24 protein-coding genes and 2 pseudogenes are annotated in these 26,511 nt (G+C 75.3%); 10 read left to right on the top strand and 16 right to left on the bottom strand.

The genetic code is table 11. The features are described from left to right. Positions 1 to 61 precede the first annotated feature (61 nt). Together BN2279_RS02605 and BN2279_RS02600 are read left to right on the top strand one after the other, a co-directional pair. The gene (locus BN2279_RS02605) at positions 62 to 898 is read left to right on the top strand and encodes a glycosyltransferase family 2 protein (protein ID WP_059006084.1); all 837 of its coding nucleotides are present in this window, start codon (positions 62 to 64) and stop codon (positions 896 to 898) included. Beyond that, positions 885 to 1,802 (top strand): glycosyltransferase family 2 protein, encoded by a 918-nt coding sequence (locus BN2279_RS02600; protein ID WP_059006067.1) that lies wholly within the window; start codon positions 885 to 887, stop codon positions 1,800 to 1,802. Before BN2279_RS02605 ends, BN2279_RS02600 begins: the two co-directional genes overlap by 14 nt. 63 nt (positions 1,803 to 1,865) lie before the next feature. Here the strand turns inward: BN2279_RS02600 and BN2279_RS02595 are convergent, their stop codons facing one another. After that, positions 1,866 to 2,369, bottom strand: coding sequence for a PadR family transcriptional regulator (locus tag BN2279_RS02595; protein ID WP_059006066.1), 504 nt, complete (start codon positions 2,367 to 2,369; stop codon positions 1,866 to 1,868). A gap of 1,241 nt (positions 2,370 to 3,610) precedes the next feature. On the opposite strand from BN2279_RS02595, the gene BN2279_RS02585 reads away from it, so the two are divergent. Beyond that, entirely contained in the window at positions 3,611 to 4,099 is a 489-nt protein-coding gene (locus BN2279_RS02585) for a carotenoid oxygenase family protein (RefSeq protein WP_059006064.1), read from the top strand. A gap of 28 nt (positions 4,100 to 4,127) precedes the next feature. Here the strand turns inward: BN2279_RS02585 and BN2279_RS02580 are convergent, their stop codons facing one another. After that, entirely contained in the window at positions 4,128 to 4,697 is a 570-nt protein-coding gene (locus BN2279_RS02580; RefSeq protein ID WP_059006063.1) for a CGNR zinc finger domain-containing protein, read from the bottom strand. 38 nt (positions 4,698 to 4,735) lie between these two features. Here BN2279_RS02580 and BN2279_RS02575 point away from each other — a divergent pair, with 38 nt between their 5' ends. Continuing rightward, on the top strand, positions 4,736 to 5,647 hold the full coding sequence (locus tag BN2279_RS02575; RefSeq protein WP_324612807.1) for an NAD(P)-dependent oxidoreductase: 912 nt from the start codon (positions 4,736 to 4,738) through the stop codon (positions 5,645 to 5,647). Positions 5,648 to 5,772: 125 nt separating this feature from the next. Here the strand turns inward: BN2279_RS02575 and BN2279_RS02570 are convergent, their stop codons facing one another. Both BN2279_RS02570 and BN2279_RS02565 read right to left on the bottom strand, forming a co-directional pair. Beyond that, positions 5,773 to 6,873: a sensor histidine kinase gene (locus BN2279_RS02570; RefSeq protein WP_059006061.1), complete on the bottom strand. Its 1,101-nt coding sequence runs from the start codon at positions 6,871 to 6,873 to the stop codon at positions 5,773 to 5,775. After that, on the bottom strand, positions 6,873 to 7,571 hold the full coding sequence (locus BN2279_RS02565) for a response regulator (RefSeq protein ID WP_059006060.1): 699 nt from the start codon (positions 7,569 to 7,571) through the stop codon (positions 6,873 to 6,875). The genes BN2279_RS02570 and BN2279_RS02565 overlap by 1 nt, the downstream gene beginning before the upstream one ends. 151 nt (positions 7,572 to 7,722) lie before the next feature. Between BN2279_RS02565 and BN2279_RS02560 the strand changes: the two genes are divergently transcribed. Both BN2279_RS02560 and BN2279_RS30115 read left to right on the top strand, forming a co-directional pair. Further along, the gene (locus tag BN2279_RS02560) at positions 7,723 to 8,958 is read left to right on the top strand and encodes a DUF418 domain-containing protein (RefSeq protein WP_059006059.1); all 1,236 of its coding nucleotides are present in this window, start codon (positions 7,723 to 7,725) and stop codon (positions 8,956 to 8,958) included. Continuing rightward, positions 8,880 to 9,293: pseudogene (locus BN2279_RS30115) on the top strand (hypothetical protein); the annotation flags it as partial. The gene BN2279_RS02560 and the pseudogene BN2279_RS30115, both read left to right, overlap by 79 nt. A gap of 195 nt (positions 9,294 to 9,488) precedes the next feature. On the opposite strand, the gene BN2279_RS02550 reads toward BN2279_RS30115, so the two are convergent. Beyond that, the gene (locus tag BN2279_RS02550) at positions 9,489 to 10,073 is read right to left on the bottom strand and encodes a helix-turn-helix domain-containing protein (protein WP_059006057.1); all 585 of its coding nucleotides are present in this window, start codon (positions 10,071 to 10,073) and stop codon (positions 9,489 to 9,491) included. Between the two features lie 79 nt (positions 10,074 to 10,152). Between BN2279_RS02550 and BN2279_RS02545 the strand changes: the two genes are divergently transcribed. The 3 genes from BN2279_RS02545 to BN2279_RS02535 all read left to right on the top strand — a co-directional run bounded on the left by BN2279_RS02545 (position 10,153) and on the right by BN2279_RS02535 (position 13,056). Next, the gene (locus tag BN2279_RS02545; RefSeq protein ID WP_059006056.1) at positions 10,153 to 11,052 is read left to right on the top strand and encodes a class I SAM-dependent methyltransferase; all 900 of its coding nucleotides are present in this window, start codon (positions 10,153 to 10,155) and stop codon (positions 11,050 to 11,052) included. A gap of 213 nt (positions 11,053 to 11,265) precedes the next feature. Beyond that, positions 11,266 to 12,711, top strand: a complete 1,446-nt coding sequence (locus BN2279_RS02540) for an MFS transporter (RefSeq protein WP_059006055.1) — start codon at positions 11,266 to 11,268, stop codon at positions 12,709 to 12,711. A 72-nt stretch (positions 12,712 to 12,783) separates the two neighbouring features. After that, positions 12,784 to 13,056: a hypothetical protein gene (locus BN2279_RS02535; protein ID WP_059006054.1), complete on the top strand. Its 273-nt coding sequence runs from the start codon at positions 12,784 to 12,786 to the stop codon at positions 13,054 to 13,056. A gap of 53 nt (positions 13,057 to 13,109) precedes the next feature. Here BN2279_RS02535 and BN2279_RS02530 read toward each other — a convergent pair whose 3' ends face one another. From BN2279_RS02530 to BN2279_RS02480, 11 genes and pseudogenes are all read right to left on the bottom strand, one after another. Next, positions 13,110 to 14,123, bottom strand: a complete 1,014-nt coding sequence (locus BN2279_RS02530; protein ID WP_059006053.1) for a porin PorA family protein — start codon at positions 14,121 to 14,123, stop codon at positions 13,110 to 13,112. Positions 14,124 to 14,290: 167 nt separating this feature from the next. After that, positions 14,291 to 15,379 carry a glycosyltransferase family 9 protein gene (locus tag BN2279_RS02525; protein ID WP_059006052.1) on the bottom strand — a complete coding sequence of 363 codons (1,089 nt, stop codon included), beginning with the start codon at positions 15,377 to 15,379 and terminating at the stop codon, positions 14,291 to 14,293. Further along, positions 15,376 to 16,769, bottom strand: a pseudogene (gene rfaE2, locus BN2279_RS02520) (D-glycero-beta-D-manno-heptose 1-phosphate adenylyltransferase). The gene BN2279_RS02525 and the pseudogene rfaE2 overlap by 4 nt, the downstream one beginning before the upstream one ends. Continuing rightward, a complete protein-coding gene (locus BN2279_RS02515; RefSeq protein ID WP_059006051.1) occupies positions 16,766 to 17,392 on the bottom strand; it encodes a D-sedoheptulose-7-phosphate isomerase in 627 nt (208 codons plus the stop codon). Before BN2279_RS02515 ends, rfaE2 begins: the two are co-directional and overlap by 4 nt. A gap of 83 nt (positions 17,393 to 17,475) precedes the next feature. Continuing rightward, positions 17,476 to 18,747 (bottom strand): glycosyltransferase, encoded by a 1,272-nt coding sequence (locus BN2279_RS02510; protein WP_059006050.1) that lies wholly within the window; start codon positions 18,745 to 18,747, stop codon positions 17,476 to 17,478. Next, positions 18,747 to 19,712 (bottom strand): glycosyltransferase, encoded by a 966-nt coding sequence (locus tag BN2279_RS02505; protein WP_059006049.1) that lies wholly within the window; start codon positions 19,710 to 19,712, stop codon positions 18,747 to 18,749. The genes BN2279_RS02510 and BN2279_RS02505 overlap by 1 nt, the downstream gene beginning before the upstream one ends. Then, positions 19,709 to 20,761 carry a glycosyltransferase family 9 protein gene (locus BN2279_RS02500; protein ID WP_059006048.1) on the bottom strand — a complete coding sequence of 351 codons (1,053 nt, stop codon included), beginning with the start codon at positions 20,759 to 20,761 and terminating at the stop codon, positions 19,709 to 19,711. Before BN2279_RS02500 ends, BN2279_RS02505 begins: the two co-directional genes overlap by 4 nt. Further along, positions 20,758 to 21,408: a D-glycero-alpha-D-manno-heptose-1,7-bisphosphate 7-phosphatase gene (locus tag BN2279_RS02495; protein WP_079031763.1), complete on the bottom strand. Its 651-nt coding sequence runs from the start codon at positions 21,406 to 21,408 to the stop codon at positions 20,758 to 20,760. Before BN2279_RS02495 ends, BN2279_RS02500 begins: the two co-directional genes overlap by 4 nt. After that, positions 21,401 to 22,519, bottom strand: coding sequence for a glycosyltransferase family 2 protein (locus BN2279_RS02490; protein ID WP_104530909.1), 1,119 nt, complete (start codon positions 22,517 to 22,519; stop codon positions 21,401 to 21,403). The genes BN2279_RS02495 and BN2279_RS02490 overlap by 8 nt, the downstream gene beginning before the upstream one ends. Continuing rightward, complete coding sequence (locus BN2279_RS02485) at positions 22,516 to 24,210, bottom strand: carbamoyltransferase family protein (RefSeq protein WP_059006047.1); 1,695 nt, start codon at positions 24,208 to 24,210, stop codon at positions 22,516 to 22,518. The genes BN2279_RS02490 and BN2279_RS02485 overlap by 4 nt, the downstream gene beginning before the upstream one ends. A 52-nt stretch (positions 24,211 to 24,262) precedes the next feature. Further along, positions 24,263 to 25,207 (bottom strand): NAD-dependent epimerase/dehydratase family protein, encoded by a 945-nt coding sequence (locus BN2279_RS02480; RefSeq protein WP_059006046.1) that lies wholly within the window; start codon positions 25,205 to 25,207, stop codon positions 24,263 to 24,265. Between the two features lie 174 nt (positions 25,208 to 25,381). Here BN2279_RS02480 and BN2279_RS02475 point away from each other — a divergent pair, with 174 nt between their 5' ends. Further along, entirely contained in the window at positions 25,382 to 26,491 is a 1,110-nt protein-coding gene (locus BN2279_RS02475; protein WP_079031761.1) for an NAD-dependent epimerase/dehydratase family protein, read from the top strand. Positions 26,492 to 26,511 lie beyond the last annotated feature (20 nt).

Raw genomic sequence — 26,511 nt, 5'->3', positions numbered from 1 at the left:
GCCGCCCGTGCCACCGCCGAGCCCCGACCCCACCGCCCCCGTCGGCGTCGTCATCGCCACCATGAACCGCGCCCCGACGCTGCTGACGACGCTGGAGAAGCTGACGACCCTGCCCGAACGGCCCCCCGTCGTGGTCGTGGACAACGGCTCCGACGACGGCACCGCGACCCTCGTCGCCGAACGGTTCCCCGCCGTACGGGTCCTCGCCCTGCCCGTCAACCGGGGCCCGCTCGCCCGCAACGAGGGCGCGCGCCTCCTGACCACCCCCTACATCGCCTTCAGCGACGACGACTCCTGGTGGGCCCCCGGCGCGCTGGCCACCGCCGCCGCCCTCCTGGACGCCGGACCGCGCGTCGGCCTCCTCGCCGCCCGCGTCGCCGTCGGCCAGGACCTCGCCCCCGACCCGATCAACGACGCCCTGGCCGCGTCCCCGCTCGGCACCGCGCCCGGCCTGCCCGGACCGGCCGTGCTCGGCTTCCTCGGCTGTGCCGCCGTGGTCCGCCGCTCCGCGTTCCTCGCCGTGGGCGGCTACCACCCGCTGCTGTGGATCGGCGGCGAGGAGACCCTCCTCGCCTACGACCTGACCGCCGCCGGCTGGCACGTCTGCCACGCGCCGCAGCTCACCGCCGTCCACCACCCCGCCGAGGCACCCCGGCCGCACCGCGTCGCCCACATGCGCCGCAACGAGACCCTCACCGCCTGGCTGCGCCGCCCGGTGCCCGTCGCGCTCCGCCAGACCTGGCGCCTGGCCCGCGACGCGCGCGCCGACCACGCCGCCCGGCGCGCCTTCGGCCAGCTCCTGCCCCGCCTGCCCGGCGCGCTGCGCGCCCGGCGACGGCTGCCCGCCGCCGTGGAGGCCCAGGTCCGCCGACTGGAGGCCGCCGATGCGCCCGGATGACCGCACCTCGCCGGACGACCGGACCTCGGTGGTGATCATCACCCACAACCGCAGGGCCGAACTCCTCCACACCCTCGACCGGCTCACCGAGCTGCCCGAGCGGCCCCCGATCGTGATCACCGACAACGGCTCCACCGACGGCACCGCCGAAGCGGTCGCCCTCCACCACCCCGGCGTCCGCCTCCTGCGCCCCGGCGCCAACCTCGGCGCCATCGGCCGCAACCTCGCCGTCCGCGAGGTCACCGCCCCCTACCTCGCGTTCTGCGACGACGACACCTGGTGGGCCCCCGGCTCCCTGACGGCCGCCGCCGACCTCCTCGACGCCCACCCCCGCGTCGCCGCCGTCACCGCCCGCATCGTGGTCGAACCGGCCGGGACCGAGGACCCCATCGTCGCCGAACTGCGCCACTCGCCGCTGCCCCGCCCCGCCTGGCTGCCCGGCCCGGCCCTCGGCTCGTTCCTGGCCGCCGCGACCGTCCTGCGCACCGACGCCTTCCGCGCGGCGGGCGGCTTCTCGCCGCGCCTGTGGCTGGGCGGCGAGGAGGAGCTTCTCGCCGCCGACCTGATGGCGGCCGGATGGTGGCTGGTCTTCGACGAGAGCCTGACGATCCACCACGCGGCCTCCACCCTGCGCGACCCGACCCGCCGCCGCGCCGACGGCATCCGCAACACGCTCTGGTTCACCTGGCTCCGCCGCGCCCCCCGCCCGGCCCTGCGCCGCACGGCCCACCTGCTGCGCACGATCCCCCGCGACGCCACCTCCGCGAAGGCCGTCGCCCGCGCCACCGCCGGCCTGCCCTGGCTGCTGCGTGAACGCCGCGCCCTCCCACCGGAGGTCGAGGCCCGCCTGCGCACCCTCGAAGAGACCCAACGCACCTCCACGGCACGCCAGTACGTGGGCTGACCACGGCTGACCACGGCTCAACCACGGCTGCCCCACGGCAACGGCAGTCCGGCGGCGGTCCGTTCAGGACGAGGACTTGGCGAGGTCGGACCAGTAACGGATCGACGTGCGCTCGTGCGCGATCGCCGCCTCCAGGGCGAGGCGCGGACCGGACTGGGCGAGGCCGCCGACCTCACGGAGCAGTTCGTACTCCTTCAGCCGCGCCTGGTGGGCCAGGAGCCGGGTGCGGGCGAGGGCCTGCGGACCGGCGCCGAAGAACACCTTCAGGATCGCCAGGTCGCGCAACTGCGGCATGTCCTGGACGCCTTCGGCCAGCCAGGCGTCGAGCGACCGCTCCCCGTCCGGGGTGATCGTGAACCGCGTCCTGGTCCGGCCGTCGCCCTCGGTCTCGGCGGTGAGCAGCCCGGCCTCGGCGAGCCGGGCCGGCTCCCGGTAGATCTGCGAACGCTGGATCGTCCACATGTGCGAAACGGTCGCGTTGATCGTCCGCTCCAGCTCGTACGCGGTCACGCCGGGCGACCAGCGCGCCAGGCCGAGAACGATGTAACTGGTCGGGGTGAGGCGCATTTCGCAGAGCTTACCGTCTTGTCCCGCGCAACACTCCATGCAATAGTCCATCGTCGACTACTTCCTGGAGGTTGAGTATGAGCGACATCCGCACCCTGCCCGTGCTGGAGGACTACGCGGGGTGGTTCGCGCCGCAGGAGAACGAGCTGTCCATCGACGCGCTTCCGGTCGAGGGACGGATACCGGCGTGGCTGACCGGGACGCTGCTGCGCAACGGTCCTGGCTACTTCGGCGAACGCCCGCGCGGGGCCCGTCACCTGCTCGACGGGCTGGCGATGCTCCACAAGTTCGCCTTCACCGAAGGCCGCGTCAGCTACGCCAACCGGTTCCTGCGGACCAAGGCGTACCAGGCGCTGCGCGAGGACGGCCGGATCGGCTACCGCGAGTTCGCCTCGGACCCGTGCCGCAGGCTCACCGACCCCATCGCCTCACTGTTCGACCCGCGCTACACCGACAACGCCAGCGTGAACGTGATCCGGCTCGGGAGCCGGCTCGTCGCCCTCACCGAGACGCCGCTGCCGGTCGCCTTCGACCCGGACACGCTGGAGACCCTCGGCGTCGCCTACGACACGCCCGGCCGCGGCCCGGTGTCCCCCTCGGCCCACCCGCACTTCGACCGCACCGGCGCCATGATCAACGTGCAGGTCCACTACGGCCTCCGCAGCTCCTACCGGGTCTACCGGCAGACCGCGACCGGAGGGTTCCGCCTGCTGTCCAAGATCCCCGTCACCCGGCCCGCGTACCTGCACAGCTTCGCCGTCACGGAACGCCACGTGATCCTCATCGAGTCACCGTTCCGCGTGAACCCGCTCGAACTCGCCACCGCGCGGCGGCCGTTCATCGAGAGCTACCGCTGGCGGCCCGACCGGCCCACGACGTTCCTCATCATCGACCGGCACACCGGCCGCCTGAAGGGCCGCCGGGAGACCGACCCCATGTTCTTCTTCCACACGGTCAACGCCTACGACGACACCGACGGCGACATCGTCCTCGACCTGTGCGCGTACCCCGACCCGTCCCTGATCTGTCTCTTATACACTCTGACGCTGCCGACGAAGAGGATAGTGTAGATCTCGGTGGGCGCCGGATCATTAATAAAAATAAAAAGAAAGAAGAGAACGAGGCACGGATGTATGTGTTTTAAAGGGTTCTTAGGAGGCTGGATAAGTCAGCTGTGAACTAGAGGAGATTAACTTCTAAAGTGTAATTGATGCGGGAGGGACTGAGTGTAGACCAGGCCCGTGCATCGCGGGGGGCAGAGGTGGATAGGAGACAGCCCCCCCCCCCCGCGCCTCCCCCGCTACCGCCTCACCCGCACCGGCACCACCACCCACCACCGGCTCGTCAGCGAGGAGCCGTTCGAGTGGCCCCGGATCAACTACGGGGCCGACAACGGCCGCCCGTACCGCTACGCCTACGGTGTCGGGGCCGTCTCCGACCCGGCCGCTCCCACCGCGACCATCACCAAGCTCGACCTCACCGACGGCACCACGACCCACTGGCACGAGTCCGGCTGCTACACCGGCGAACCCGTCTTCGTCCCCGACCCGAACCGCCCCGCCGACGACGACGCGGGGGTCGTCCTGTCCATCGTCTTCCAGCCCGCGCGGAACGCCTCGTTCCTGCTCGTCCTCGACGCCCGCGACCTCACCGAACTCGCCCGCGCCCACGCCCCCCACCACCTGCCCTTCGGCTTCCACGGCAACCACTTCCCCCCGACCCGTGCCTGAGAAGCCCGGGCCCCCTGACCCCGCCGGGTCAGGGGGCCGCCGGGCGGCCCCGCAGCCTGGACTTCTTCTCCCTGTTCCCGCAGGTGTTCATCGAGCACCACCGGCGGTTCCGGCCCCTGCTGGTGTCGACATAGAGGCCGCGACACGCGGGATCGTCACAGGACTTCACGCGCTCCCGGGCGGCGCCGCCGAGGGTCTCGACGGCGGAGCGGGCGATGACGCCGAGGGCGTCGGACACCGGCGCCCTCGACCTCGTCCGCCACCGGACACCGTCCGCCTCCAGCACAGGGAACGCGCCGCACCGGCCGGCCAGCCGGTTGATCAGCTCCACATCGGCCCCGGCCGGCCGGGTGCCCGCCGCGACGGCGGTCCCGGCGCGGTGGATCGCCTCGCGCAGACGTCGCGCCAGATCCAGATCGTTCCCCGTGGGCGCGGTCCCGGCCAGATCGAGGCCGTTGACCCGCAGCCAGTCGCGCAGACGCCCCGGGTCCGGCAGACGCTCCACCGGCACGCCGTGACGGTCGCTCAGCGTGGCGGTGAAACGAAAGGCCAGGTGCTCGTTGTCCAGCCGGAACGGCGGAGGCGCGGCGGAACTCACGGAACCACCCTAGCTGGTTCCATCGTCCTCCTCGGCGCATACTGGAACCGTCTGAGACGGTTCACAAGGAGGTCGTGATGGTGGCTGTGACAGTGGTCGGCACGGGGGCGATGGGCGCGCCGGTCGCCCGGAACCTGCTGGCGGCGGGGCATGAGGTGGCGATCTGGAACCGCGACCCGGCCCGTGCCGAGCCACTGGTCGAGCAGGGAGCCGCGCGGGTCCCGGACCTCCGGGAGGTGTTCGCCCGTGGCGTGGTGCTGTCCGCGCTGGCCGACGACGCGGCGGTCCGCGCGGTGTTCCTCGACAGCGAGGCGCTGCCGGCCGCCCCGGCGGGGGCGGTGCACGTGAACCTGGCGACGATCAGCCCGTCCCTCGCCCGGGAGGCCGCGGCCGTGCACGCCGACCACGGGGTGGGGTACGTCGCGGCGCCGATGTTCGGCCGGGTCGCGGTCGCCGAGGCCGCCCGGCTGAACATCGTCACCGCCGGGCAGCCCGACGACATCGCCCGCGTCGAACCGCTGCTGAACGCGATCGCCGCGCGCACCTGGCCCCTCGGGGACGACCCGGCGCGGGCGAACACCGTGAAGCTGGCCGGGAACCTGCTGATCGCGTCGGCGATCCAGTCCCTGGCCGAAGCGGTCAGCCTGGCCGAACGCGGCGGCGTCGAGGCGGACCGGCTCATCGAGATCCTGACCTCCACGATCCTGCCAGGACCCGTCTACACCAGCTACGGCGACCTGATCGCCCGCGCCCAGTACGAACCGGCCGGCTTCACCGTCCCCCTGGGCCGCAAGGACATCGACCTGGCCCGCGCCCACGCGGCCGACCACGACCTGCGCCTGCCCACCGCCGACCTGCTCTCGACCCTCCTCACCGAGACCATCGCCGCCGGCCGCTCCCACCAGGACTGGTCATCCCTGGCCGCCCTCCAACGCGACCGCACCTTGTGAGAACCCCTTTCCGGGAGGTGGCTCGCTCCTCCCCTCCGTGACCTTGCCGTCCGGTGCGGCCGAGGTCGGTGTCGGGAGGCGGAGTTCCAGGTGGTGGCCGCCGTCGGGGGTGGGGGCTGTCTCTTTTACACCTCTGACGCTGCCGACTGCCTGGGTCGCCTGGTGCCTCTCGGTCGTGTTGTGGTGAGGGTGCCGCCGAGGAGGTCGGCGCGTTGGCGCAGGCCGATCAGGCCGTGCCGGGCGCTGGGGAGCGCGAGGGTGGGGCGGGTGGCGGCGGTGTTGGTGACGGTGGTCAGCAGGGCGTCGCCGTCGCGCCGGACCCGCACGGTGGCGCGGGCGCCGGGCGCGTGTTTGCGGACGTTGGTCAGCGCCTCCTGCACCGTGCGGTAGACCGCCCGCTGCACGGGCAGCGGCGGATCGTCGGGCAGTTCGACGGTCAGCTCCGCGTCGATGCCGCTGTGGGCGACGAGTTGGGCCAGCTCCGCGAGGGTCGGCTGCGGGGTGAGGTCGGCCGGCCGGCCGTCGCCCGCGCGCAACACGCTCACCATGTGGCGCAGTTCGTCCAGGGTACGGACACTGAGCTGCCGGATGGTCGTCGCGGCCTCCTTCGCCGCCGGATCCTCGACGCTCACCTGCAACGCCCCGGCGCGCACCGCGATCAGGCTGACCTGGTGCGAGACGACGTCGTGCATCTCGCGGGCGAGCTGGGCGCGTTCCTTGGCCAGCACGCTCTGCGCGGTCAGCAGCCGTTCGTGTTCGCGGGCCTCGGTGATCTCGGCCAGCCGGAGCGACAGGTCGCGGCGGGCCTGCACGAGCTGGCCCAGGAAGACAGGAGCGGCGGCCAGCGCCAGCGAGTAGGCGATGTCGATGGCCGCGTTGACGCCGTCGAACTGGTGCAGCGGCGGCAGCGGCCACGGCACCGAGTAACAGGCGGTGAACGCCACGGCCGCGGCGAGGATCCGGGCGCGGCTGCGGCTGAGCGAGGCGAACGTGTAGAGCGCGGTCAGGGAGACGACCACGGCGTACGAGGTCAGCGCGGGCACCAGCGTGATCAGCAGCACCGTGCCGGGCAGGCACCGCCGCAGCAGCAGGGCCAGGGAGGCGGCGACGGTGCCCGCGACGACCAGCGGGTGGTCGCCGTCGCTGCTGATCCACGTGTCCAGCAGGGCGACGGCCACGACCAGCGCGTCCTGGGCGCGCGGGGACAGGCGCGGCGGCGCGGCCATCAGGCGCCGCCCCGGCCACCGGGCACCGCGCCGGGCACGCCGCCGTCCGCGCGCAGCAGCCCGGCGCGTTCGGCCAGCAGCGCCGCCTGCACCCGGCCGCCGGCGTCCAGCTTGCCGAGGATGGCGCTGACGTGGTCCTTCACCGTGCCCACCCCCAGATGCAGGCGGGCGCCGATCTCCCCGTTGGACAGGCCGGTGGCCAGCAGCGTCAGCACGTGCCGCTCCCGGCCGGTCAGCCGGGCGACCCGGCGGGCGGCGTCCGCCTCGACGGCGTCGCGGCCCGCGTCGAGATAGCCGTCGACCACGGTGCGAATCACCTTGGAGGACAGCACCGTTCCCCCCTCGGCCAGGGTCCGCACCAGCGCCCCGATCTCCTCCGGGTCGGTGTCCTTCAGCAGGAACCCGGACGCGCCCGCGCGCAGCGCGGCGGCGATGTACTCGTCGGTGTCGAAGGTGGTGAGCATCGCGACGACCGGCGGGCTCGTCAGGGCGCGGATCGCGGCCAGCACGGTCAGCCCGTCCACGTCCGGCATCCGGATGTCCAGCAGCACCACGTCCGGGCGGTGCCGCCGTACCGCGTCCAGCGCCTCGCCGCCGGAGACCGCGCCCACCACCTCGATGCCCCCGGCGGCGTCCAGGATGAGCCGGAACCCGGTGCGGATCAGTGCCTCGTCGTCGACCACCAGTACGCGTATCACGCGCGTTCGCCCCTTCGCGTCGTCCCCGTCCGCCCGCCGTCTCCGGCCGCCCGCCCCGGCCGGTCGGCGGGGGTGGCTCCGGCCGGTCGGCGGGGTGCCAGCGGCAGTCTGCCGGATGTCCCGCGCCCGCCGCGTGCCCGAATGTGGGGGCATGACACAGGACTTGGGGGGAGTCCGCGTACCGGCCGGGCCCATCGCCCCCGCCGGTACGCCGTCGGCCCGATCAGCCGCCGGGGTGGGGCGGCTGATCGGGCTCGACCTGGCACGCGGACTCGCGGTGTTCGGGATGTACGCCGCCCACGTCGGCCCGATGCCCACCGAGGGCGGGGTGACCGGCTGGGTGATGGAGCTGTTCCACGGCCGTTCCTCGGCACTGTTCGCGGTGCTGGCCGGCCTCGCGCTGGTGCTGATCGCCGGGCGCCGCGTCCCGCGAACCGGCCGGGACGGCCGCCGGGCGGCGGCGCGGATCGCGATCCGCGCGGTCGTGCTGCTCGCGCTGGGCTCCGCGCTGACCGCGTCGGGCACGGTGGTCGAGGTGATCCTCGCCTACTACGGCGTGTACTTCCTGCTCGCGCTGCCCTTCCGGCGGCTCCCGGCCCGGACGCTCGCCCTGGCCGCCGTGGTCTGGGCGCTGCTGGGACCGCCGCTGCTGCACGCGCTGTCCGAGGTCATCTACGCCGAGGCCATGTACACCGAGGACTGGTCCTACCGGGGCTGGGCGGCGACCATCGACGGTCACGACCCGCTCGCCGCGTGGAGCGGGGAGGGCGTCGTCGCCCTGCTGTGCGCGGGCGGCTACCCGGCGCTGACGTGGATGCCGTACGTGCTGGCGGGCATGGCGCTGGGCCGCCTCGACCTGGCCGCCCCGGCGGTGCGCGTGCGGCTGGCCCGGCTGGGCGCGGCGATGGCGGTGCTGGGGTACGGCGGTTCGTGGCTGGCGCTCCGGCTCTTCCCGCAGGCGGTGGAGGCGACCGGGGCACCGCACGCCTGGTGGTCGGACGTGGACGTGGACGCGGACTGGGACACGTGGTGGTGGCTGCTGGTCGCCGCCCCGCACAGCCAGACGACGCCGTCGCTGATCGCGAACACCGGCGTGGCGCTCGCCGTGATCGCCGGGGCGCTGATCCTGGTGGACCGCTTCGCGCCCGCCCGCCGCCTGGCCCGGCCGGTGATCGCGGTCGGCACCATGTCGCTGACCGCGTACGTCGGGCACGTGGTGGCGGTCTGGTGGCTGGACCTGGACCTGACGGGCGCGCCGCTGTCCATGTGGCTGGGCTTCGTCGGCGTGGCGGCGCTGGTGGCGACGGTGTGGCTGCGGTTCTTCCGGCGCGGCCCGCTGGAGTACCTGGTCAACGCGGCGACCGCGCCCGCCCGTCACCTCCGCTGACCCGGCGGGCCGGACCCGCCGCCACGCCGGCGGCGCTGGCGGAACGGATCCCGGGCGCGGTCGGGTCGCGCGTCCTGACGGCGGACGACCGGCCGCGGTGGCGGGCGTTGGGACTGGCCGCGCTCGCCGGGGCGCCCGACGCCTTCGGCTCCGCGCTCGCCGAGTGGCAGGGCGACGGCGACCGGGAGGAACGCCGACGCGCCCGGCTCGCCATCCCCGGCTCGTCCCCCCTGCTCGCCCTGCTCGACGGCGAACCGGCCGGGATCGCCAGTGGCGTTCCCGGCCCCCGGAGCGGCGACGCCGAGCTGATCTCCCTGTGGGTCGCCGCCACGCCACGCGGCCACGGCGTGGCGGACCGGCTCGTCCAGGCGGTGGAACGACGGGCCGCGCGCCTGGCGGTCATGCCTCACAACTCCCACGCCGGCGCCACGGCTTGGAGCACACCGGGGAGCCCGGTGACGTCCTCGGCGACGGCCGCACGGAGGCCGTCATCGCCGGACGCCTCCCGTTCCCGCCCGCCTGAACCGCCGTCAGGAGCGCGGCTTCGCCCGGACGTGCATGCGTTCGCCCTGCCTGCCGAAGAGGCTGAGGACCTCCACGGGCCGCCCGTCCGCGCTGGTGAACCAGTGCGGCAGCCGGGTGTCCCACTCGGCGGCCTCGCCCGGCCCGAGGACGAGATCGTGGTCGGCGAGGAGCAGCCGCAGCCGGCCGTCCAGCACGTACAGCCACTCGTAGCCCTCGTGCGTACGGAACTGCGGCTCGGAACCCCGGTCCGTGATGATGAACTTGTACGCCTGGAGGGGGCCCGGGCTCCGGGTCAGGGGCACGAACGTGTCGCCGCTCGGCAGCGTGCGGGGCTTCATCCGCACCCGGGGATCCCCGACCTCGGGCGCGCCGACCAGATCGTCCAGCGGAACGTCGTACGCGTCGGCGAGCGGCAGCAGCAGTTCCAGACTGGGGCGGCGCTGTCCCGACTCCAGCCGGGACAGGGTGCTCCGGGAGATGCCGGTGGCCTCGGAGAGCGCGGCCAGGGTGAGGCCGTGCTCCGCTCGCAGCCGCCGGAGCCGGGGCGCGACCTCCTCCAGGACCGCCCGGTAGCGCGGTGGTTCGTCCATACGGGCATTCCACCCCGCGCGTCCCGGAATCGGCAACAAAAGTTGCCGGATCCGCGCGACGCGCCGCACGCTCCCCCGCATGAACCCACACCCCGCATCCGGTCACGCGCACGGACACCACTCCACCGACCTCGACTGGGAGGCCCTGGCCACCCACCTGGAAACCAACGGCGAACTGCACCTGCCACTCCTGCGCCGGGCGGCGGACCGCCTCCGCACGGCGCTCGGCCCGGCGGCGGACGTGCGGCGCGTCCTCGACGTCGGCAGCGGGCCGGGCGTCATGACCTGCGTGTTCGCCGAGACGTTCCCGGACGCGGAGGCGGTCGCCGTGGACGGCACCCCCGCACTGCTGGACCGCGCCCTCGTCCGTGCCGGGCGGCTCGGCCTCGGCGGCCGGGTGACCGTCCGGCACGCGGAGCTGCCCGGCGACCTCGACGGCGGCCCCGGCACGGCCGACCTGGTCTGGAGCAGCAAGGCCGTGCACCACCTCGGCGATCAGCAGGGGGCGCTGGACGGGCTCGCCCGCGCGCTGAGGCCGGGCGGGCTGTGCGCCGGGGCGGCGGGCGGCCTGCCGACACGTTTCCTGCCGCGCGACCCGGGCCTCGGCAGGCCGGGGCTCCAGGCCCGGCTCGACGCCGCCCAGGAGGACTGGTTCGCGACCATGCGGGCCGAACTCCCCGGCAGCGTCCGCGTCGTCGAGGACTGGCCCGCGATGCTGCGCCGCGCCGGGCTCACCGGCGTCGGCGCGTTCACCCTGCTGCTCGACCTCCCGGCGCCGCTGGACGAGCCGGCCCGCGCCCACCTGCGCGCCCACCTCACGCGGCTGCGGGACACCGTGGGCGACTTCCTGGACGCGGAGGACCGCGCCGCGCTCGACGTGCTGGTCGATCCGGAGGCGCCCGGCGGCATCCTGCGGCGGCCCGACGCCTTCCTCCTCTCCGCCACCACGGTCTTCACGGGCGTGCGCCCCACCCGGTGACCGCGCCGGTCACCGGGTGGGGCGCCGCCGCTTAAACACATCTGACGCCGCCGACGAAGGGGGTACAGTCGATGTCCTGAGGTGCCCACTCGTGGGAGTAGGTGAGAAGTGTTGCGTCGTGCGGAGGGTTAGTAGATACTGACACCTGGTTTCTTTATCAATCAGACCACCTACTAACAACACCTACCCTATCCTCTTCGGGGGAAGCGTCAGATGTGTATAAGGCGGCAGGAGGAGACGGCGACCGGACACGCCGAGCCGACACCGGCGGTCCGCTGGGCGCTCGCCGCCCTCGCCCTGTCCATGCTGCTGTCCTCGCTCGGCATCAGCATCGCCAACGTCGCCCTGCCGACCATGGCGGGGGCGTTCACCGCCTCCTTCCAGGAGGTGCAGTGGGTCGTCCTGGCGTACCTCCTCGCCATCACCACCGTGATCGTCGGCGTGGGGCGGCTCGGCGACCTCGTCGGCCGCCGGCGGCTGCTCCTGGCCGGGATCGCGCTGTTCACGGCCGCCTCGGCACTGTGCGGCGTCGCGCCCACGCTCGGGCTGCTGATCGCGGCCCGTGCCGCGCAGGGCTTCGGCGCGGCCGTGCTGATGGCCCTCACCATGGCGTTCGTCGGCGAGACGGTGCCCAAGGCGAGGACCGGCAGCGCCATGGGGCTGCTCGGCACGATGTCCGCGCTCGGCACCGCGCTCGGCCCGTCGCTGGGCGGCGCGCTGATCTCCGGCCCCGGCTGGCGGGCGATCTTCCTCGTCAACGTGCCGCTGGGCGTCCTCGCCCACTTCCTCGCACGCCGCCACCTGCCCGCCGACCGGCGGGCGCCCGGGACCGGCCGGGCCGCGTTCGACCACGCGGGCACCGCGCTGCTCGCCGCGACGCTGGCGGCGTACGCGCTCGCCATGACGGTGGGGCGCGGCGATCCCGGCCCGCTCAACGCGGCTCTGCTGCTGGCCGCCGCCCTGGGAGCCGGCCTCTTCGTCCGCACCGAGGCCCGCGCGGCGTCCCCGTTGATCCGCCTGGCGGTGTTCCGCGACCGGGGGCTCGGCGCCGGGCTCGCCATGAGCGCGCTCGTCATGACGGTGATGATGGCGACGCTGGTCGTCGGACCGTTCCATCTCTCCCGCGCGCTGGGGCTCGACGCGGCCATGACCGGGCTCGCCCTGTCGGCCGGCCCGGTCGTCACCGCCCTCACCGGCGTGCCGGCGGGCCGTGTCGCGGACCGCTTCGGCGCGCACCGCATGACCGTCGCCGGTCTCGCCGCGATGGCGGCCGGCGCGCTCGCCCTGTCCCTGACACCGACGGAGCTCGGCGTCCCCGGCTACGTCGTCCCCATCGTCGTCACCACGGCCGGCTACGCGGTGTTCCAGACGGCCAACAACACCGCCGTGATGGCGGACGTCCCCGCCGACCGGCGGGGCGTCACCTCCGGCATGCTCAACCTGTCGCGCAACCTCGGGCTCATCACCGGCGCGTCCGTCATGGGCGCGGTCTTCGCCCTCGCCTCCGCGACGACCGACGTCACCACGGCACCCCCCGAGGCGGTCGCCACCGGCACGCGCGTCACCTTCGCCGTCGCGGTGCTCCTGATCGCCGCCGCGCTGACGATCGCCTTGCGCACCCGCCGCCCCACGCGCCCCACCCCGGGCGGGCCGGTGTGAGAGACCTGTGTCCGGTGCGCGGGGGTCGTCGGAATCCCGGTGTTCCCGGGGCGGCGCGGGCAGGCTCCTCGTATGCGGATGCTGAGGAACGTGCTGATGACCGCCGCCGCGACCGCGTGCGTGGCCGCCGGAGCCCTGGCGCTGACCAGCCCGGCCCAGGCCACGGTCGCCGAGTGCGAGCAACACCTGATCGGACAGGGCTACACCGTGGGCCCGGAGGAGTCGGCGGCGTGCCGGACCGGCGCCGAGGGCCCGTCCCACACCCAGGAGTGCATCGACCTCCTGCGGGACATCGGCGTACGGTACGGCGACGCCGAGGGAGCCTGCCGCCGAGCCGCCGCCTGACGCACCCGCGCCCACCGCACCGGGTGCGGCGGACGCGGTGACGGTCCGGGTGGTCAGGCCGTCGCGCGTTCCGGCAGCGGCGTCGGTTCGTCCGGGGCGGCGGGAGGCGCGGGGGCGCGGCGGCGGACGCCCCACGCGGCCAGGGCCAGCAGCACCACGGCGACGGCGATCAGCGACAGCGGGGCCACGACGCCGAGCAGGGTCAGCGCCAGGGCGATCGACTTCGCCGTGTCGGCCTGGTGCTGCCGGGTCTCCTCAGTCGCCGTCACCCGCACGTCGGCGACGGGGAACAGGGCCGTGCCGTCCTGGGTGGTGGCCGTGATGGTCTGGCCGTGGGAGCCGTCCATGATCGTGCCGGTGCCGGAGTCGATCCACAGCACCAGATCGGTCGTGGCCGTGTACGCCAGCGGCACCGTCTCCGGGAGCGTCGCCGGATCGACGGTGCCGCCCGGGACGGAGGCGAGGATGGCGCCCACGGCCTCGCGCGGCAGGGCCGGCGGGAGGTCGCCGCGGTCGGCCATCGCTCCCTCGGCGTGGATCGTGTAGCCGTAGACGGTGCGGCCCTCGCGCTTCTCCGTCCCGGTGTGGACGGCGGCGACCTCGGTGCCGGTCGTGTGGTCCCACCACCGGTAGTCGCGCCGCTCCGGCTCCAGCGGGAAGCCGATGACCAGGCCCTCGTGCGGGGCGGCCCCGCTGCCCTCGGGGGCCGGGCGGTCCTCCAGGGTGACGCGGTCCACGGCCCAGCGTTCCTCGGAGCGGGTCAGTTCGATGTCATCGGGGCCGAGCAGGACCCGGCTGTCGGAGAAGACCGCCGTGTCGCCACTGGTGTCGACGACCTCGATGTGGCGGTCCATGAGGACGGGGACGTCCACCAGAAACGCGTCGGCCAGGTCGCCGGAGGCGAGCGCCTGCTGGTTCAGGACGGTGGCGGTGCCCTCGTATTGCGGATTCTCGTCCACGTCGTCCGGGACCTTGTGCATGGCCGGAAGAAGGGCGAAACGGGTCACCGCCGCGAGAACGAGGAGCGCGGCGGCGATTCCGGACAGAATCCAGGTCGATCTTCGCATGGGGGTCTCCCGGTGGGGACGCGTACGGGATGCGAGCGCGATGAGCGGAATACCGGATCGACGGCTCAATTTATGGCGAGCGGCGAGCGGCGTCAATAAGGCCGGGGCGGCGGGGAATTCCGCGCAGGATTTCCGCTGTCACGCTCACTGTCTGTTTTCCGCGCAGGTCAGCGGCGCTTTTCTGGGCTTTCTCGGCGTGACAATCGCCCATTCCCGGAAAAAGCGTCGTTCATTTCGCCGGGGAGAACAGGCCGAGTGTTCCGAGCGCTTCGCGGACCTCGTCCGGGGTGATGGCCAGCAGCCGTTCGTCCGGGGCCGTGGCGTGCGGGTCGGCGTGGTGCGGGATGCCGGGGTGCCACAGCGCCCGGTGTGAGGTGGTGTGCTAGATGAGGTGTCGTGGTGTGCCGGTCTGTCTTTGTTTGAAGGCGGCGGGGCCGCCGGATGCCTGCACTGTCCGCTTCGTCGGCAGCGTGAGGTGTGTATGAGAGACAGACCGAGGGGGTGCCCAGCGCCGTGGCGAGGTGGGCGACGCCCGTGTCGCCGACCACCACCGCCCGCGCGGCGGCGATCAGCGCGGCCAGCGCGGGGAACGGCAGCGCGGCCGGCCCGGCGAACACCTCGGCAGGGTCGCCGGGGGAGACGCCGGCGGCCTCCGCGACCGAGGCCGCGAGGCGGCCCTCGTCCGGGCCGCCGGTCACGACGACCCGGTGCCCGGCGCGGGCCAGGGCGCGGCCCACGGCGGCGAACCGTTCCGCCGGCCCGCGGCGGGCGCCCGCGGCCGCGCCCGGGTGCAGCACGACCGCGCCGGGCGCAGGGGAGGGCCAGGGCGGCGCGGTGATCCGCACGTCCGCCGGGTCCGCCGGGACGCCGTACCAGGCCAGGAACCGGCACCAGCGGTCTCGTTCGTGCTCGTCGGCGCGCCACTCCGGTCCGGAGGCGTGGGCGAAGCCCCACAGCCGTCCCGGGCGGAGCGCCGACAGCGGGCGCAGGCTCTCCGGGCCGCTGCCGTGCAGGTCGACCGCCAGCTCCGGCGCCGGGCCCGACCACGGCACGGCGGACGGCACGGCCCGCCCGGGCGCGGCGGACGGGATCAGCTCGTCCACCGCGCCGGTCGCGGCCACGGCGTCGGCGAGGGAGCCGGGCGCGGCCAGCAGCAGCCGGTGCCCGGGAAACGCCCGGCGCAGGCCGCGCAGCGCGGGCACGCCCGTCAGCAGGTCGCCCAGGCCGAGGGCCCGCAGGACCACCAGCCGTTTCACGACGTCACATAGGCGGCCCGGCGGGCCAGTTCGGTCGTGGAACGGCCGTCGAGATACGGCAGCACCAGCGTCTGCCCGCCCCACTCGCGCAGCGCCGCCGCCTCCGGCAGGTCACGCACGCTGTAGTCGCCGCCCTTGACCCACACATCGGGCCGCAGCCGCCGCAGCAGCGCCTCGGGCGTGTCCTCGTCGAACTCGACCACCGCGTCCACACAGCCGAGGCCGGACAGCACCCGGATGCGGTCGGCGGCCGTGTTGAACGGCCGGCCCCGGCCCTTCAGGCGCCGCACCGAGGCGTCGGAGTTGACGCACACGATCAGGCAGTCGCCGGTGCGCCGCGCGTTCTCCAGGAACTGCACGTGCCCGGCGTGCAGCAGGTCGAAGCAGCCGCCCGCCGCCACCACCGTGCCGCCCCGCGACCTGACGGCCTCGATCAGCGTCCGCGCGTCACCGGCGGGCGGCGGCGCCGCCGTCACCCGCGGCGGCTCGCGCCAGGGGGCGAGCGCCGCGAGGCCGCCGTCGCCGACGAAGCAAGTCGCCGCCTCGGTGGCCCGGCCGACCGCGTCGGACGGCAGCCCCCCGTCGGCCAGCACCGTGGCCGCCGTCGCGGCGAAGCAGTCGCCCGCGCCGCACGGGTCCCCGTCGTGGCCCGCGGCGGCCGGCACATACAGCGGGTCGTCGCAGTGGGCGCGCGCCAGCACCGCGCCCCGGCCGCCGAGCGTCACCGCGACCGACGCGGCGCCCCAGCGTTCGGCCAGCAGCGCGCCGCGCCTGCTGTGCGTGTGCGGCGAGTCGTCGTCCAGGTCGCTCAGCGCGCCGCCGCAGAACAGCTTCGCCTCGCGTTCGTTCGGGGTGACCAGCCGGGCGCCCGGCACCGGCGGCAGGCCGCGCGGGTGCGGGTCCCACACCACCGGGACGCGCCGCGCCGCCTCACCGAGCAGGTCGCGGACGGCCGCCGCCACGCCCTGCCCGTAGTCGGCGACGAGCACCGCCCCGGCGTTCCGCAGCGCCTCGCGGGCCGCGTGGCCCGGCGGCCCCGGCGTGCCGCCGCCGCTGTCGACAGCGGCCGGCCTCGGGCCAGGACGCGCGCCTTGACCGGCAGCGACCCGTCGAGCGGCAGCTCCGCGAGCCGCACGCCCGGCGGCAGCATCGCGCGGACCGCGGCGCTCGCCTCGTCGGCGCCCAGCGCGGCGACGAGCACCACATCGCGCCCGTCCCGCGCGGCCAGCGCGGCGGCGAGCCCGGCGCCGCCGGGGCGGCGGCGGTCGGCCGCGACCTCCACGACGGGCACGGGCGCGTCGGGCGCGAGCCGCGTGGCGTCGCCCTCGACGTCGCGGTCGAGCAGCACGTCGCCGACGACGACGAGCGGCCCGGGACGGGGCCCGGTCATGACACCTCCCGCCGGGTGAGGACGACCCGGGCGGGCGCCACCGTCTCGGCCAGCGCCTCGTCGAACGCCTCGCACAGCACGTGCAGGGCGACCAGATGCGCCTCCTGGACGGTGGCGGAGCTGGGGGAGGAGATGCTGAGCACCGCGTCGGCCTGGGCGGCCAGCGGGTTGGGAGCGGGCCCGGTCATGGCCCACACCCGCAGGCCCGCGGCCCGCCCGGCGGTGGCGGCGCTGAGGAGGTTGTCGCTGCGGCCCGAGGTGGACATCAGGACCAGCACGTCGCCGGGCCTGCCGTGGGCGGCGACCTGCCGGGCGAAGACCTCGTCGAAGCCGTAGTCGTTGCCGATCGCGGTGACGCTCGACGTCTCGGCGTGCAGGGAGATGGCGGAGTACGGGGGCCGGCCCTCGGCGTAACGGCCGACCAGTTCGGCCGTCAGGTGCTGGGCCTGGGCGGCGCTGCCGCCGTTCCCGGCGGCCAGCAGCCGCCCGCCGAACGGCAGGACACCGGCCAGGTGGCGGCCCCACTCGACGGCCCGGTCGAGCCCGTCGGCGTCGTCGCGGAAGTCCCGCAGGGCGTCCTGGAGGGACACGCAGTGGTCGTGCGCGGCGCGCGATGCGTGCATGGGCGAACTCCTCCGATGGTTCAGGTCGTTCACGTGCGTGGGTCGGGAGACGGAAACGGGTCGGTGCGGGAAGGGCGGCGCGGTCAGCCGCCGCTCACGGGCGCCGGGCGGCGGGCGGCGATCTCCCGGTACACGTCCTCGGTGGCCGCCGCCACGGCGGCCCAGCGGTAACGGGTCAGGACCCGCCGCCGCCCCGCCGCGCCGCGCGCGGCCCGCTCGGCGGGGGCGGCCAGCAGCGCCGCGACCGCGTCGGCCAGCGCGGCCGGGTCGCCCGGCGGCACCAGCCGCCCGGTGGCGGGGTCGGCGACCGTGTCCCGCTGCCCGCCGACCGCGCTCGCCACCACCGGCACACCGCAGGCCATGGCCTCCAGCGGCACGATGCCGAACGGTTCGTAGTCGGCGGGGCACAGCACCAGATCGGCGCTCCGCAGCAGCGCCGGAACGTCCGCCCGCGCCACGCCGCCGGTGAACGTGACCCGGTCCGCCACCCCGAACGAGCGGGCGACGTCCCGCAGCCGCCGCACCTCCGGGTCCGCGTCCAGCGGCCCCTGGTCGGGCGTGGGGCCGCCCGCGACGACCAGCTCCGCGTCCGGGATCTTGGCCAGCGCCTCGATGGACAACCGGGCGCCCTTGCGCGGCACCAGCCGCCCCAACTGGAGGAGCCGGAACGGCTGCCCGCCGCGCGGCGCGGCCGGCCCGTCCGGCGTGAACCGCTCGGGGTCCACGCCGCACGGCCCCACGCCGATCCGCTCGGCGGGCAGGCCCATCGCGATCAGCTCCGCCACCTCGTCCCGGCAGGTGGCGATCGTCCGGTCGCAGCTCAGCCCGACGTACCGCTCCCAGGTGATCCGGTCGGACGGGCTGGTGTCGGCCGCGCCCTGGTGCCGCCGCTTGACGGTGCCCAGCGCGTGGAACGTGTGGGCGAACGGGATGCCCAGCGGCTGGGCCGCCTGGAGGGTGGCCACGCCCGACATCCAGAAGTGCGAGTGCACCACGTCCGGGGGCGCCGCCGCCCACTCCCGTTCCAGCACGGCCCCGAACTGCGGCATGAACGGCAGCAGCCGGTCCTTGGCCACGGGCTCGGCGGGCCCGGCCGGCACGTTCCGCACAGTCACGCCGGGCCGCAGCGGCACGGCCGCCGGCAGCGAGGTGGAGTCGCGCCGGGTGTAGACCGTCACCGTGTGGCCGCGGTCGGCGAGTTCACCGGCCAACTGCGCCACGTGCACGTTCTGGCCGCCCGCGTCCTCGCCGCCCAGGGCGGCGAGCGGGCTGGCGTGCTCGGAGACGAGGGCGATCGTGAGCCCTTCCCCGGCGGGGGGAGCTCCGGCGGGGGGTCGCTCGGTGGGTCGCCTCATCAGCGGATCACCTCCTCCATCAGCAGATCCCAGTCGTCCAGGAACCTCTTCAGCCCGTACCGCTCCAGCGCGGCGTGCCGGGCGGCGTTCCCGGCCGCCGCCGCCGCGTCCGGGTCGCGCAGGTACTCGGCGGCGGCCCGCGCCAGCACCTCCGGGCGCGTGGAGAGCGTCCCGGCGTCGGGCGGCACCGCGTCCACGGCCTCGGTGGTGGCCAGGCCGACGATCGGCATCCCGAGGTGCATGGCCTCGATGAGGGACAGGCCCAGCGACGTCCAGCGCACGGGGTGCAGGTAGAGGCGGCGCCTGGCGATCTCGTCGTGGAGCTTGCTCTGCGGCAGGTCGTAGGAGCGGCAGCGGTCCCAGGACAGCCCCAGGCTCCGGGCCAGCTCCTCGGTGCCCATGCCGAACACGTCCAGCGGCGCCGCCGCCGCCAGGCCGGGCAGCAGGTCGGTGCCGGTGGTCCGGCCGCGCCGCAGCGGCTCGTTGACGACGACGGCGGCGCGGGCCAGTTCGCCGGTCCAGCGGTGACCCGGGTCCACCACGCCGTGCTCGACGACGGTGGTGCGGGTGCCGCCGTTGTCCCAGAACAGCTTGTTGAAGTGGGTGACGTGGACCAGCGTCAGGTCGTCCCGGTCGGCGTACGGGTGGCGGGTGTGCGGCACGTCGCCGTCGGGGGCGTTGTGCTCGACGTACACGGCCGGCACGTCGCGGCCGGGGCGACGGCCGCCGAGCCAGCGCTCGGCGAGCGCGGCCTCGTGGGGGCGCTGGAGGACCACCAGGTCCACGGCTGCGTCCCGCAGCCGCTCGGGCGGCAGCTCGGTGACGGAGTCGGGCCAGGTCCAGGTCCTGGCCCGGCCGCGCCCGTCGGGGCCCCGGCCGGGCAGCACGGGGACGAGGTAGGAGTGGGTGCCCTGGACGAACGCGGTCGTCCAGGAGCCGTGCACGTGCCACAGGAGGATGTTCATGCGGGGGCCTTCCGTCCGGCGCGGTCCCGGCGCGAACCGCCCACGGTGAGGGCCGCGACCGCGCTGAGAACCTCGTCGTCGGTGATGGAGTCCAGACACGGGTGGCCCGCGACCGGGCACAGCCGGGCCCGGGTGCCCGCGCACGCGGTGTCCTGGCGGCCCAGCCGCAGGTGCGGCACCCGGTAGGGCAGCCAGCGGTCGGCGCTGACGACGGGCGAGAAGAGGCTGACGATCGGGGTCCGCACGGCCGCCGCCAGGTGGGCGGGGCCGGTGTTGCCCGCGATGACGACCTTGGCCCTGGCCAGCCCCCCGGCCAGCTCCGGCGGGGTGGTGCGCCCGCCGAGGTCCAGCGCGTGGTGCCCGGCGACGCGCCGGGTCAGCGCCTCCTCGCCGGGGCTGCCGGTCACCACGACCCGGTGACCCGCGGCGGCGAGCGCGGCGGCGGCCCGCTCGGAACGGGCGGGCGACCAGGTCCTGGCGGGCACGGCGGCACCGGGGGGGAGCACGACGTACGGCGCGGCGCCGGGCAGGTGCGCGGGGTCGGGGGGCGGGCGGGCGCGCAGCGCGCCGTCGTCGCCCGGCGGCAGCGAGAAACCGGCGGCCTCGGTGAGCTCCAGCGCGGCGGCGGCCTCGTGCCGGTGCGGGGCGCGCCGGTGGCGGAGCTGGAGCAGCGAGCCGGGGTAGTCCTCGCTGTCGGCGCCGGTCCACGGCACGCCCGCCATCTTCAGCAGCAGCGCGGCGGGCAGCGGGCTCTGGTGGAAGGAGGTGAAGATCAGCGCCCGGTCGAACCGCCCGGCGGCCAGCCGTTCCACCAGCGCCGCCACGTCCTCGCGCCGCAGCGGGGGAGGGGACAGGCTGACCCACGGCGCGTCGTACACGATCAGGTCGTCCACGCCCGGCAGGAGCCGCCCGGCGGCCTCGCCCTGCGGCCCGCACAGCAGCGTCACGGCGGGCGAGCCGGCCGCGGCGGCGCGGAGCGCGGGACCGGCCAGCAGGACGTCGCCCGCGCGGCCGAGGCGGACGACCAGGGTGCGGGGGCTCGCGTTCACGCGTCACGCTCCCCACCCGGGTCGCCGTCGAGCAGCAGGCGGACGGCCGTCAGCACGTCGGGGGCCCACTCGGGGGCGGCGACGATCTCCTCGCGCCGGGTGACCGGCGTCGGGACCAGCACCCCGCGCGCCCCGGCGGCCCGCGCCGCCGCCATGTCGCCGCCGATGTCGCCGACGACCGCGACACGCGCGGGCCGGACGCCCAGCCGCGCGCACGCCGCGACGATCAGCCCGGGGGCCGGTTTGCGGCAGGCGCAACGGTTCCACGGGGCGTGCGGGCAGACCGCCCACACGTCGAACGGGCCGAGGAGCTGCTCGACGCGCCGCCGGACGGCCTCGACCCCGTCGCGGCCGAAGTAGCCGCGCGCCGCGCCCGACTGGTTGCTGACCACGCCGAGGGCGACGCCCCGCGCCCGCAGGACGTCGAGGGCCTCGCGGGCGCGGGGGAACGGGCGGACGAGGGCGGGGTCGGCGTTGTAGGGCACGTCCTCGATCAGCGTGCCGTCGCGGTCGAACAGCACCGCGGCCAGCCCCGACGCCCTGGGGCGACGCGGCGGTCCGCCCGGCTCGGCGGGCAGCAGCCACGGGCCGTCCACGGCCCCGCCGGGCCCCGGCCGCCCTGTCACGGGTATCGAGGTTTTAGTCATGAACGACTGAGTTGCCCGAATTGACCATCTCAAACGGTGGGGGCCACGTACTGCCCCCACCAGGCGGAACGGTCCGCCGCGCGGCCGGCGCCGGCCGCACGTTCCGGTGCCGCACCTGGCCGGCCAGCCAGTGCCACACGGCGGCCGGGGGAATCGCCACGCCGGTCAGCGCCATGCGGCGGATCTCCTCGGCGGTGCGCCGCCCCGGCAGTACCCGGGCCGCGGCGAACTCGGCGGCCCCCGCCGGCCACGCCGCGGCGCACCAGGCCGCCGGCCCCGGCCGCCGCCCGGCGGCGGCGGCCAGCGCCGCCGCCCCGGCGGCCGTGATCGCCAGATGGCGGCGCAGCCGGCCGCGCGGCGCCTCGGCCCGCACCCACCAGTCGCGGCCGTGGAGGCGGCGCATCAGCACGTCGTCCGCGTTCCCCGCCTGGGTGCGCAACGACACCCCCGCGTCGGCGGGGCGGACCGGGTGCGTGGTCCGCCGTTCGCCCACCGCCAGGATCCAGCCCGCCGCCAGCAGCCGCAGCGCCAGATCCGCGTCCTCCCGGAACGCCCGGGGGAACCGTTCGTCGAAGCCGCCCGCCGCCTCCAGCGCCTCCCGGCGGTAGGCCATGTCGGCGGTGATCCCGCGGGCCGGCGCCCGACCCCCCGTGTTCCGCTCCCCGTCCGTGGGGCGGCGCCCGCCGGGCAGCGGCACCGTGATCCGGCCCTGCACACCCGCGATGTCGGGGTCCGCGACGGCCAGGTCGGCGGCGAGCGCGGCGGCCCAGCCGGGCTCCGGCACCACATCGTCGTCGAGGAACGCGATCCACGGCTCGGGGGCCCGCCGCCAGCCGGCGTTCCGCGCGGCGGCCGGCCCGGCGCCCCGGCCCGGCACGGTCTCCACCAGATGCCGCAGCGCGAACGGGACGGCGACCGGCAGCGGCGTCGGGTCGTGCGGCGGCCGGTCGTCCACCAGGACGATCCGGGCCGGTGGCGGCCCCTCGCCGCCCGCCAGCGCCGCCAGGACCCGCCCCAGACTCGGCCGTCCCAGCGTCGGGATCACGATCGCGTAGTCCGCGAGCGGCCCGGCCGCCGTTCCCGCTCCCGTCCCGGGCTCCGGGCCGCTCACCGGCCGCCCTCCCCGGCGTCCGCGGCCGTACCGGCGCCCGTGCCCGCGCCCGCGAAGAACGCGCCGCGCCGCACCACGAACGGCCCGATCGCCAGCAGGTCCACCGGCGCCGACCCGAAGCACTCCAGCGCGTCCCTGGGGTCGTCCACCATCGGGCGGCCCGCCGTGTTGAGGCTGGTGTTGACGACGACGGGCAGCCCCGTCAGCTCCTCGAACGCGGCCAGCATCCGCGCCACCAGCGGTTCGGCGGCCGGATCCACGGTCTGGACGCGCGCCGTGCCGTCCACGTGCGTGACGGCCGGGATCCGGTCCCGCCACGCCGGGCGCACCTCGTGCACGAACAGCATGTACGGGCTGGGCAGCGGCCCGTCGAAGACCTCCGCCGCCCGCTGCGCCAGCACCATCGGCGCGACCGGCCGGAACTGCTCGCGGCCCTTGATGTCGTTGAGCCGTTCCAGATTCCCCGACCTGCCCGGGTGGGCCAGCAGCGACCGGTGGCCCAGCGCCCTGGGCCCGAACTCCGACCGGCCCTGGAACCAGGCCACCACCTGGTTCTCCGCCAGCGCCCGCGCCACGCTCGCCGCCACGTCCTGCGGCCGTTCGAACGGCACGCCCGCCGTCTTCAGCCACGCCTCCAGCTCCGCGTCCGACCAGCCGCGCCCCAGGTCGGCGCCCGGCATCGGCTCGACCGCCGCCGGGTCCGCGATGGCCGCGTGCAGCAGCGCGCCGCCCAGCGCGGTGCCCGCGTCGCCCGCCGCCGGCTGCACCCACACCCGGCGGAACGGGCCCTCGCGGGCGATGCGGGAGTTCGCGACGCAGTTCAGCGCCACGCCGCCCGCCATCGTCAGCACCTCGTCACCGGTCCGGCCGTGGATCCAGCGCACCAGGTCCAGCAGCGTCTCCTCCAGGCACTCCTGCGCGCTGGCCGCCAGATCGGCGTGCTCCCGCGTCCACGCCTCGTCCGGGCGGCGCGGCGCGGTGAACTCCGCCCACGGCACGCCCGACGCCACGAAGCCGCCGTCGCCGGTGGCGTGGATGTGCTTGCGCAGCTCGGGCAGGTAGCGCGGGCTGCCGTAGGAGGCGAGCGCCATCACCTTGTACTCGTCGCTGGACCGCAGGAAGCCGAGGTGTTCCGTCAGCTCCTCGTAGACCAGGCCCAGCGAGGGCGGCAGCGCCTGGCTGCGCAGCGGCTCCAGCCGCTCCCCGACGCGCCGCGCGGCCAGGTGCGAGGCGGCCTCGCCGCGCCCGTCGAGGACCAGCACCGAGGCGTTCTCCGCGAACGGCGCGGCGAACGCCGACGACGCGGCGTGCGCCATGTGGTGCGGAACGAACCGCACCTGTCGCGGGTCGAGACCCGGCAGGGCGGTGGCGAGGAAGTTCGGCGCCTCCTGGGCGTAGGTCAGCCGCAGGTGATCCCACGGGTCGTGCAGGCCCATCGCCTCGGCGGGCCGGGCCAGCGCCGGGTCGAACGCGTAGGTGACGGCATCCAGGTCCTCCGGCCGGAGCCCGGCCTGGGTCAGGCACCAGGCCGCCGCCCGCTCCGGCAGTTCCCAGGCGGCGAACGGGACGGGCCGCTTGCCGTGTTTGCGGCGGGAGAAGCGTTCCTCCTCGGCCGCCGCGACCGTGCGTCCGTCGATGACGAGAGCCGCGGCCGGATCGTGGAACAGGGCGTTGATTCCGAGTACGCGCATGAAGGCCCTCCGGGCTGGGAGTTCGTGGGGGTCGGTGCGGCCGGGCCGGTGGTCAGGCGGCGACGGGTGCCCGGTACCAGGCGATGGTGCGGGCCAAACCCTCCTCGGCGGCGACCTCCGGCTCCCACTGGAGCTTGCCGCGGGCCAGGGTGATGTCGGGGCAGCGCACGGTCGGGTCGTCGGTGGGGCGTTCGATCATGCGGACCGTGGAGGAGGAGCCGGTCAGCCGGATCACCAGGCGTGCCAGGTCCCCCATGGTGATCTCGACGGGGTTGCCGATGTTGACGGGCCCGCGCAGGTCGGACGCGGCCATCGCCAGCACCCCGCGCACGGTGTCGTCCACATAGGTGAGGGAACGGGTCTGCCGCCCGTCGCCGGTCACGGTCAGCGGCTCGCCGTCCAGCGCCTGCCGGATGAACGTCGGCACGGCCCGCCCGTCGTGGCCGCGCATCCGCGGCCCGTACGTGTTGAACAGCCGCACGATGCCGGTGTCGGTGCCGTTGACCTCGGCCTCGGCCATGGTCAGCGCCTCGCCGAACCGTTTCGCCTCGTCGTACACGCTGCGCGGCCCGACCGGGTTCACATGCCCCCAGTAGGTCTCGGGCTGCGGGTGCTGCCGCGGGTCGCCGTACACCTCGGACGTGGACGCCAGCACGAAACGGGCCCCGTGCTCGCGCGCCAGGGCCAGGGCGTTGCGGGTGCCGAGGCTGCCCGTCTCCAGGGTGTGGATCGGCAGCCGCAGGTAGTCGGCCGGGGAGGCGGGGGAGGCGAAGTGCAGGACGAGATCGACCGGGGCGCCGACGGCGAACGGCCGCACGACATCGGCGTGCCGCACCGTGAAACCGGGCCGGTCGGTGAGATGGGCGATGTTGTCCGGGGCGGCGGTGCACATGTCATCGATGCAGGTGACAGCCACTCCCCGATCGAGCAGCGCGGTGCACAGATGCGAACCCAGGAATCCGGCTCCGCCGGTGACGACAGCGTGTCGGAAGCGCATGTCAGGTTCCTTTCGTCAACGACCGCCTCCAAGTACCCCCCGGGAATTCGGGCAAACGGGGTGTTCTGCCCGGGAGCGGTGGGTACCCGGCCAGTTCCGCGTGTGGTTTGCCGAATGATTCCCGCGTGATCCCGAGCGATCGCCGGGGATGTGCGGACGAGAGGACCGGTTGCGATGTCAACGGAGAACGCCGAACGGGCCCAGGCCCGCCGCGCCGAGGGGCTGCGCGTCGTCGTGGTCGGCGCGACGGGCAACGTCGGGAGCCACGTCGTCAGAGCACTCGCCGGCGACCCGGCCGTCTCCTCCGTCGTGGGGCTCGCCCGCCGCGTCCCGGACTGGCCGGTCGAGAAGACCGCCTGGGCGGCGGTGGACCTGCGGCACGGCGAGACCGCGCGCGCCGAGCTGACCGGGCACTTCCGCGACGCCGACGCCGTGGTGCACCTGGCCTGGCTGATCCAGCCCACCCGCGACCCCCTGATGACCTGGCGCGCCAACGCGCTGGGCACCCGCCACCTCCTCGACGCCGTCGCCGAGGCCCGCGTCCCGGCGCTCGTCGTCGCGTCCTCCGTCGGCGCCTACTCGCCCGGCCCGCAGGACCGCGCGGTGGACGAGAGCTGGCCCACCCACGGCTGGCCCGACGCGCCCTACAGCCGCGAGAAGGCGTACGTCGAACGGCTGCTCGACATCTTCGAGCACGAGCGGCCCGACACCCGGGTGGTCCGCATGCGGCCGGGTTTCCTCTTCGCCCGCGAGTCCGCCGCCGAACAGCGCCGCCTCTTCCTCGGCCCGCTGCTCTTCGGCCCCCTCGTCCGCCCCGGGCTGACCCCGGTGGTGCCCGACGTGCCCGGGCTGCGGTTCCAGGTGCTGCGGACCAGCGACGTGGCCGAGGCGTACCGGCTGGCCGTCGTCCGCGACGTGCGCGGCGCGTTCAACCTGGCCGCCGATCCGGTGGTGGACGCCGCCCTGCTGGCCCGCATGTTCGACGCCCGCGTGGTCCGGATGCCGCGCGGTGTCCTGCGGAGCGCCGTGGCCGCCGCCTGGCACGCGCGCCTGGCCCCCGCGCAGCCGCAACTCTTCGACGCGCTGCTGCGGTTGCCCGTCATGGACTGCTCCCGCGCGGCGCACGAGCTGGGCTGGAAGCCCCGGTTCACGGCGGAGGACGCCCTCCGCGACCTGATCGACGGACTGCGGCACAACGCCGGGGCGAACACCCCGCCGCTGCGCCCGCGTTTGCGGCACGGCCGCTTCTCCGAGTTCGCCACGGGCGTCGGCCGGCGCCCCTGACCCGCACCCCTGATGTGAAT

The sequence above is a fragment of the Streptomyces specialis genome (genome assembly GCF_001493375.1).
GTDB classification, from domain to species: Bacteria; Actinomycetota; Actinomycetes; order Streptomycetales; family Streptomycetaceae; genus Streptomyces; species Streptomyces specialis.
Note: the sequence above shows the minus strand (reverse complement) of the source record. Positions and strands in the feature narration are given on the sequence as shown.